7 protein-coding genes are annotated in these 6,187 nt (G+C 71.2%); 3 read left to right on the forward strand and 4 right to left on the reverse strand.

What is annotated here, in order from left to right; genetic code table 11:
* On the reverse strand, positions 1-340 hold a 340-nt coding region (locus ACRDSQ_RS00395; RefSeq protein ID WP_431417761.1), incomplete at its 3' end, for a DUF4158 domain-containing protein.
* 118 nt (positions 341-458) lie between these two features.
* Between ACRDSQ_RS00395 and ACRDSQ_RS00400 the strand changes: the two genes are divergently transcribed.
* Positions 459-1,100: a hypothetical protein gene (locus ACRDSQ_RS00400; protein WP_431417751.1), complete on the forward strand. Its 642-nt coding sequence runs from the start codon at positions 459-461 to the stop codon at positions 1,098-1,100.
* Between the two features lie 198 nt (positions 1,101-1,298).
* On the opposite strand, the gene ACRDSQ_RS00405 is transcribed toward ACRDSQ_RS00400, so the two are convergent.
* Complete coding sequence (locus ACRDSQ_RS00405; RefSeq protein WP_431417763.1) at positions 1,299-2,174, reverse strand: LysR family transcriptional regulator ArgP; 876 nt, start codon at positions 2,172-2,174, stop codon at positions 1,299-1,301.
* Between the two features lie 68 nt (positions 2,175-2,242).
* On the opposite strand from ACRDSQ_RS00405, the gene ACRDSQ_RS00410 reads away from it, so the two are divergent.
* Entirely contained in the window at positions 2,243-2,845 is a 603-nt protein-coding gene (locus tag ACRDSQ_RS00410) for a LysE/ArgO family amino acid transporter (RefSeq protein WP_431417752.1), read from the forward strand.
* Here the strand turns inward: ACRDSQ_RS00410 and ACRDSQ_RS00415 are convergent.
* Positions 2,829-4,004, reverse strand: coding sequence for a tyrosine-type recombinase/integrase (locus ACRDSQ_RS00415; protein ID WP_431417753.1), 1,176 nt, complete (start codon positions 4,002-4,004; stop codon positions 2,829-2,831). The genes ACRDSQ_RS00410 and ACRDSQ_RS00415 overlap by 17 nt on opposite strands.
* A 76-nt stretch (positions 4,005-4,080) precedes the next feature.
* Here ACRDSQ_RS00415 and ACRDSQ_RS00420 point away from each other — a divergent pair, with 76 nt between their 5' ends.
* Positions 4,081-4,470, forward strand: coding sequence for a zinc ribbon domain-containing protein YjdM (locus tag ACRDSQ_RS00420; RefSeq protein WP_431417756.1), 390 nt, complete (start codon positions 4,081-4,083; stop codon positions 4,468-4,470).
* On the opposite strand, the gene ACRDSQ_RS00425 is transcribed toward ACRDSQ_RS00420, so the two are convergent.
* The coding region (locus tag ACRDSQ_RS00425; RefSeq protein ID WP_431417759.1) for a sialidase family protein at positions 4,454-6,187 on the reverse strand (1,734 nt) is incomplete at its 5' end. The genes ACRDSQ_RS00420 and ACRDSQ_RS00425 overlap by 17 nt on opposite strands.

Raw genomic sequence — 6,187 nt, forward strand, 5'->3', positions numbered from 1 at the left:
GCCCCCGCCACCCCAGGTACTGAGCCACCAGCCGCAGATGCTCGGTGCGGGTCTTCGCCCGGCGACCGTAAGACCGAAGCTCGGCCGGGTCGACACTCAGCTGGTCGGCCAGCCGGGCCACCGCGACCGGCGGCGCCGTAGTGACCTTGTCCGGCACGAACCCCAGCCAGGGCAGCGTGCACAACGCCACCGCCAACCCCAACCGATCCGCCGGACCCCGGCCCCGACCGGGGTCCACGAAGGCGATGTCCGCCGGGGTGAGGGTGAAGAACCGGAACAACTCCTCCCGGCCGATCTCCGGGAACCCCCGTAGACGCTCCAACTCCGCGTCCGCAAACACCTGCGCCGCCACCCATGGCCTCCCAGCCGGCACCCGAAGATCCCCAGCTCAGAAGCCTACCCAGCCATATCCGCCCGAAATTTCTCCGGTACTACGGGGACCCCGTGTTGGGGTGTGTTTGGCGGCCGCCTGGGTGGCGTCGCGGTTCCCGGAACCCGCGCGGGGTGCTGACGACGACGGGCTCGGGTATGTCGAGATGCTCAAGGTGGGTCTGCGTGAGGCGGCGGACAACCGGGTGGTGCGGCACGCGCTGATCGTGGTGGCGCTGCTGGGCGGGTTGGACGCGTTCGAGGAGTACTTCCCGCTGATGGCCCTGGCGTGGGGTGTGCCCGCTGGCCTGGTGCCGGTGGCGATGGTGGGGATCCCGTTGGCCGGTGCGGCCGGTGCTGCCCTCGGTGGGTTCGGCAGCCGGTTGCGGACGCGGACGCTCGGGGTGCTGCTGGGTGTCGCGGTGGTGGTGTTGGTGCTGTCCGGCGTGCTGCGAACCCCGGCCGGTCTGCTCGCGGTGGCGGGGTTCTACGGGCTGTACCAGCTGGTGTTGGTGGTGGCCGAGGCCCGGTTGCAGGACAGCATCGAGGGCCCGGCGCGCGCGACGGTGACGTCGGTGGCGGGTATCGGGATCGAGGTGTCCGCGCTGGCGGTGTACGGGGTGTGGGCGATGGGTGAGGTGTTCGGGGTGGCCGGGTTGGTCGCCTTTGTGGCGTTGCTGCTCCCCCGGTGGCTGCGGCAGGCGCCCGTCGCCGAGCGCCTGCCGCGGTAGGTCAGCCGGCGACCAGGCCGCTGGTGATGCTGGAGGTGATCCCGCCCGCGCGGTCGGAGGCGAGGAACGCGGCGGCGTCGGCGGGCCCGGTGTTGCCCGTGCCGGGGCGGGTGGATAGGTGTCGCGTTGCGCTAGGCGCGCAGGAAGGTGTCCTGGACCTGGTCTTCGACGTCCTCGAAGGAGCCGAGCATGCGGTCGTCACCCTAGGGCGGCGGCGGCGGCCGCGGCGATGGCTTGGGCGGCGGCGGCCAGGGGTGGGGAGTCCAGTTTCCACTGCTGCCAGTACAGGGGGACGTCGATGGGGTGACCGATGTCGGTGAGGGTGCCCGCGGCGATGCGGGGGCGGGCTTGGACTTCGGGGACCATGCCCCAGCCGAGTCCGGCGGCGACGGCGTCGACGAATCCCTCGGAGGAGGGGATGTAGTGCCGGTGCTGACTGGCTTGCTTGCCGGGGGCGACGGTGTCGACGAAGTGGTCTTGGAGTTGGTCGCGGCGGTCGAAGACGAGGACGGGCGCGTCGGCGATCAGGTTGGGCAGGGGGCCGTCGAGGTGTCGGGCGGCGAAGGTGGGGCTCGCGCAGGGTAGGTAGCGCATGTTGCCGAGGGCGCGGACCGTGCAGCCTAGGACCGGGTCGGGGGTGGAGGTCACCGCTGCCATGACGAGGCCTTCGCGGAGCAGGGCGGTGGTGTGGCCTTCGTCTTCGCGGTGCAGGTCGAAGCGGATGTCGGGGACCCGGGTCATGGCGGGGATGAACCAGGTGGACAGCGAGTCGGCGTTGACGGCGATGCACAGGCGGGCTGCTTCGCCCGCGGCGGGCAGGCCGAGTTCGGTGAGGGTGTCGCGTTCGAGTTGGAGCAGCTGGCGGGCGAAGCGGACGACGACTTCGCCGGACTCGGTGGCGCGGGCGGGTTTGGTGCGCATGAGCAGGACCCGGCCGGTGCGCTGTTCGAGGGCTTTGACGCGTTGGCTGACCGCGGACGGGGTGACGTGCAGGGCGGCCGCGGCGGCGTCGAAGGTGCCTTCGTCGACGACGGCGAGCAGGGTGCGAACCAGGTCGAGCGGCAGGTCGGGCATCACGAGCGCTAATGATACGTCAAAATGTTGAACTGGACTGTTGACAGGCGGGTTCCTAGCCTCGGGGTATGGAACCGTTTCTGTTCGCCGTGGCCGCTGGATTCGGCACGGGACTCTCGCTCATCGTCGCCATCGGCGCCCAGAACGCGTTCGTGCTGCGCCAGGGCATCCAACGGCGCGCGGTCCCGGTGGTCGTCGCTATCTGCGCCGGGTCCGACGCGGTGCTGATCACCCTGGGGGTGGCTGGGGTCGGTGTGGTGGCGGGTGCGTGGCCCGCGGCGACGACGGTGTTGACGCTGGTCGGCGCCGCGTTCCTGCTCACCTACGCGGCGATGGCGGCCCGGCGCGCGTTGCGGCCGTCGGTGCTGGTCGCCGCGGGTGGGTCGGCTCGTCCCGCGGTGCTGACGGCGGTGGCGTTGACGTGGCTCAACCCGCACGTCTACGTCGATGTGCTGCTGTTGGGGTCGCTGGCCGCCGCGCACGGGTCGCTGCGGTGGGGGTTCGCGGTCGGCGCGGTGCTGGCCAGCCTGTGCTGGTTCTCCGCGCTCGGGTTCGGCGCGCGGCTGCTCACCGGGTTCTTCGCGAAACCGGCGTCGTGGAAGGTGCTCGACGGGCTGGTGGCGGCGACGATGCTCGCCTTCGGGGTGTTGCTGCTCAGCCAGCTCCGGTGATCGCGTCGGCGACGAGGTCGACGGCGCTGCGGTCGGGGGTGCGAGCGGCGGCGTTGTAGGTGCGGTTGGTGGTGTCGACGCTGGCGTGGCCGACGTCTGCCTGCACGGTGACCAGTTCGGCGCCCGCCTCGACGGCGGCGGTGACGTAGAAGTGCCGCAGGGCGTGGGGGTGGATGCGGGTGGCGACGTCGGCGAGGTCGGGTCCGGCGGAGGCGGCGATGCGGCGCAGCAGCGCCCACACGTCGGTGCGGGCCATGGGTTTGCCGTCGCGGGTGCTGATCAGTGGTTCGGTCCCGGCTTTCACCTGGCCGCGCACAGCGGGGGCGGTGTCGGTGGCGCGGTGGTGCAGGTAGGCGTTGAGGGCGTCCTGGGCGAGGCCGGAGAGGTAGACGACGCGGGGCTTGTCGCCTTTGCCGGGCACGCGCAGGGCGGCGCGGCCGCGGGTGGAGTGCAGGTCGGCGCGGGTCAGGTCGCACAGTTCGGACACGCGAATGCCGAGGGTGAACAGGGCGACGACGGCGGTGGCGCGCAGGGTGCCGAGGCGGTCACGGCCGGGACGTGGGGCGGCCGCGGCGGCGAGGAGGGCGCGGACCTGTTCGGCGGTGAGGGTGACGGTGCGGGTGGTGTCGTGGTCGGTGGCGACGGCGAGGCGGCGGCGGGACAGGGCGGCGGGGTTGGCGGTGATGACGCCTTCGTCGGCGAGGTGGCCGTAGAAGGCTTTGAGGGTGCCGAGCATCCGGTCGCGGGTGGCTTTGGCGGCGCCGTCGACGGTGAGGTCGTCGAGCCATTCCTTGACGTGGGTGGTGTTTGCGGCCAGCGGGTCGAGTCCGCGGGCGCCGCACCAGCGCAGCCAGTGCAGGTGGCGCAGCCGCCCGCGCCGGGCCGGGGGTGGGCGGTTCGCGGCTCTCGCCGGTGGCTGGGTGGGGATGCCGAGGGTGTGGGCGTAGGCGTGCACGACGTGGGCGATCTCGGGGCGTTGCCGCCACGGGTCGAGGTCGGCGGCGCTGACCGGCAGGCCCAGGGACTCGGCGTACTTGTGGCGGGTGGCGCGGTTGGCGTAGCCGAGCAGCCAGTCGCTCAGCAACGCGAGCAGCCGGGCCGGGTCGTCGACACCGGGCCAGACCTCGTCGTCGGTGGCGGCGACGAGCAACTCGGTCACGGGCGCTCCCCTTCGGCTCAGGAGTTGATCAGCATACGCGTGCGGGGGCCGCCGACCCGGGCATTAGCCTGCACGCATGAGTGACGCCTTGCCGCCGTGCCCGGCCTGTGGCAGCGAGTACACCTACGAGCTGGACCCGCTGCTGGTGTGCCCGGAGTGCGCCCACGAGTGGACGCCCGCCGTCCCCGAGGCGGTCAAGGTGATCAAGGACGCGGTCGGCAACCCGCTCGCTGACGGGGACACCGTGACCGTGGTGAAGGATCTCAAGGTCAAGGGGTTCCCGACGGCGATCAAGGTCGGCACGAAGGTCCGCAACATCCGACTTGTCGACGGCGTGGGTGATCACGACATCGACTGTAAGGTCGACGGTTTCGGGCCGATGCAGCTCAAGTCGAGCGTGGTCAAGAGGTCTGATCGTCTTCGCCAGCCGCGGGCCGATCATGCGGCGGTCAGTCTTCGTCGCTGAACGAACCCCCGTAGATACTCGAACCGCCGAAGCCGGGCGGGCACTGGTTGTTGGGACCGGGTCGCAGCGCGGTCGAGTGGGCCGCGGGCAACTCGCCCGCCGACGCGCGGTCCCGCGGCCGGTCGGCCACGATCGGCGCCGCACCGCCTGCCAGCACGTCCTCGACGAACGCCTGCCGGTAGGCGTTGACAGCCGGGCAGACCGTGCCGTCGCGCATGTCGTTCCACACCGCCGTGGCTGCGTCATCGGTGGCCACCACGTAGTTGTAGTCGCCGAGGAACTCCGAGGTCAGGCCGTTGGCGCTGGCGGCACGCCCGTCGCCGTCCGGGCCGCGAAGCACCGTCGTCCACGGGCCGAGGACGCCGCCGGCGATCTGGGCGTGCCGCACGACCCCGAGCACCCGCCGCTGGGACGTGGTCTCGTTGCGCCACGGGTCCAGCCAGGCGTTGTAGACCAGCCAGGCGTCCGTGCCGTCCGGCGAGATGGCGATGGCCGGGAAGTTGGCCCGGTCGGCGCCGTCGTTGGCGTCCATGACGCCGGAGAAGGTGTCACCGCCCGTGGTCGAGGAGATGATGTACGCCCGCTCCGCGTTCGTGCCTGCCCGGTCGTCGGACCAAGTGACCAGGATCTGATCAGTTGCGTCCGCTCCGGACGGAGCGCCGTTGGCGATGTCGATGCTCGGGAAGGTGTTGGTGCGCGCCCCAGCGATGCCGTCGATGGTGAACCGTCCCTGCGCCGGGTCGAACTGGCCGATGCCCTCGACCGCGACGATGGGCCGTGCCCGCTCGAAGGTGGCGCCGCCGTTGAACGACCGCGCCAGCAAGAAGACGCCCTGCCCGGACGGGATGGACGTCCCTTCCCAGATCACGTAGACAACGCCCGCGCTGTCGGTGCGGATCGCGCAGCCCTGCCGCCCGCCGGTCTGGTTGTTGTTCGTCGCCTCGCTCAGCTGCCGGACGGTCCAGGTGTCGCCGCCGTCGGTCGACCGCGAGAACAGGACCGGCTCGGACCCGGCGGTGCCGCGGAAGCCGACGTTGCAGACGTAGACGTTGCCGAAGTGCGGGCTTGTCTCGGCGTTGTCGGCCCACAGTTGTTCCTTGTCGCTGAACAGCGCCGTGTTCTGCCGGGTGACGACCACCGGGTCGGACCATGCGGCGTTGTCCCCGGCAATGGCATCGGCGAGGTCGAGCGTGTGCGACACCGCGATCGCGCCCGCACCCCTGAACCCGGCATTGCCGGGGAACGGGGTGGCGATGTTCGCGTAGTACAGCCGCTGCCCGTTCGCCCAGGAGAAATCGCCGTTCTCATCCGGTGCCGGACCGAAGACGAGTTCCGGGTCGCCGTTGGAGACCATGCCGTTCTCGGTGTAGTTCGGCAGCGTGCCGATCGGCCCCGCCGGGTCGGGCACGCAGCCGGTGTCACCGGCGGGCGGCTGACCGACCGTGACGTCCGGCTGGCCGAGGCAGCTCGGCGTCACGCGTGCCGAGTAGCCGGTGTAGGTCGGCTGCGTCCAGGAGATGCCGCCGTTGGTCGAGAACTGGACCCCCGAGAGGCCGACACCCGGGGTGAAGGGGCAGGTGCGGTCGTCACCGGCGTTGCAGGCTTCCATGTCGATGTTGTCGTTGGCGCCTGCCGCGAGGATCAGCGGGTTGACCGGGTTCACCGCAACCCCCGGCTCGTTCTGCTTATTCTGCGAGAACAGGTTGTCGTTGCTGCC

It is taken from the genome of Actinokineospora sp., from assembly GCF_050699995.1.
Classification (GTDB): Bacteria; Actinomycetota; Actinomycetes; order Mycobacteriales; family Pseudonocardiaceae; genus Actinokineospora.

Excerpts from the sequence above, each read along its gene's own strand:
- ACRDSQ_RS00405 (WP_431417763.1), bottom strand. The coding sequence starts at position 2,174 with ATGCCCGACCTGCCGCTCGACCTGGTTCGCACCCTGCTCGCCGTCGTC.
- ACRDSQ_RS00410 (WP_431417752.1), top strand. The coding sequence starts at position 2,243 with ATGGAACCGTTTCTGTTCGCCGTGGCCGCTGGATTCGGCACGGGACTC.
- ACRDSQ_RS00420 (WP_431417756.1), top strand. The coding sequence starts at position 4,081 with ATGAGTGACGCCTTGCCGCCGTGCCCGGCCTGTGGCAGCGAGTACACC.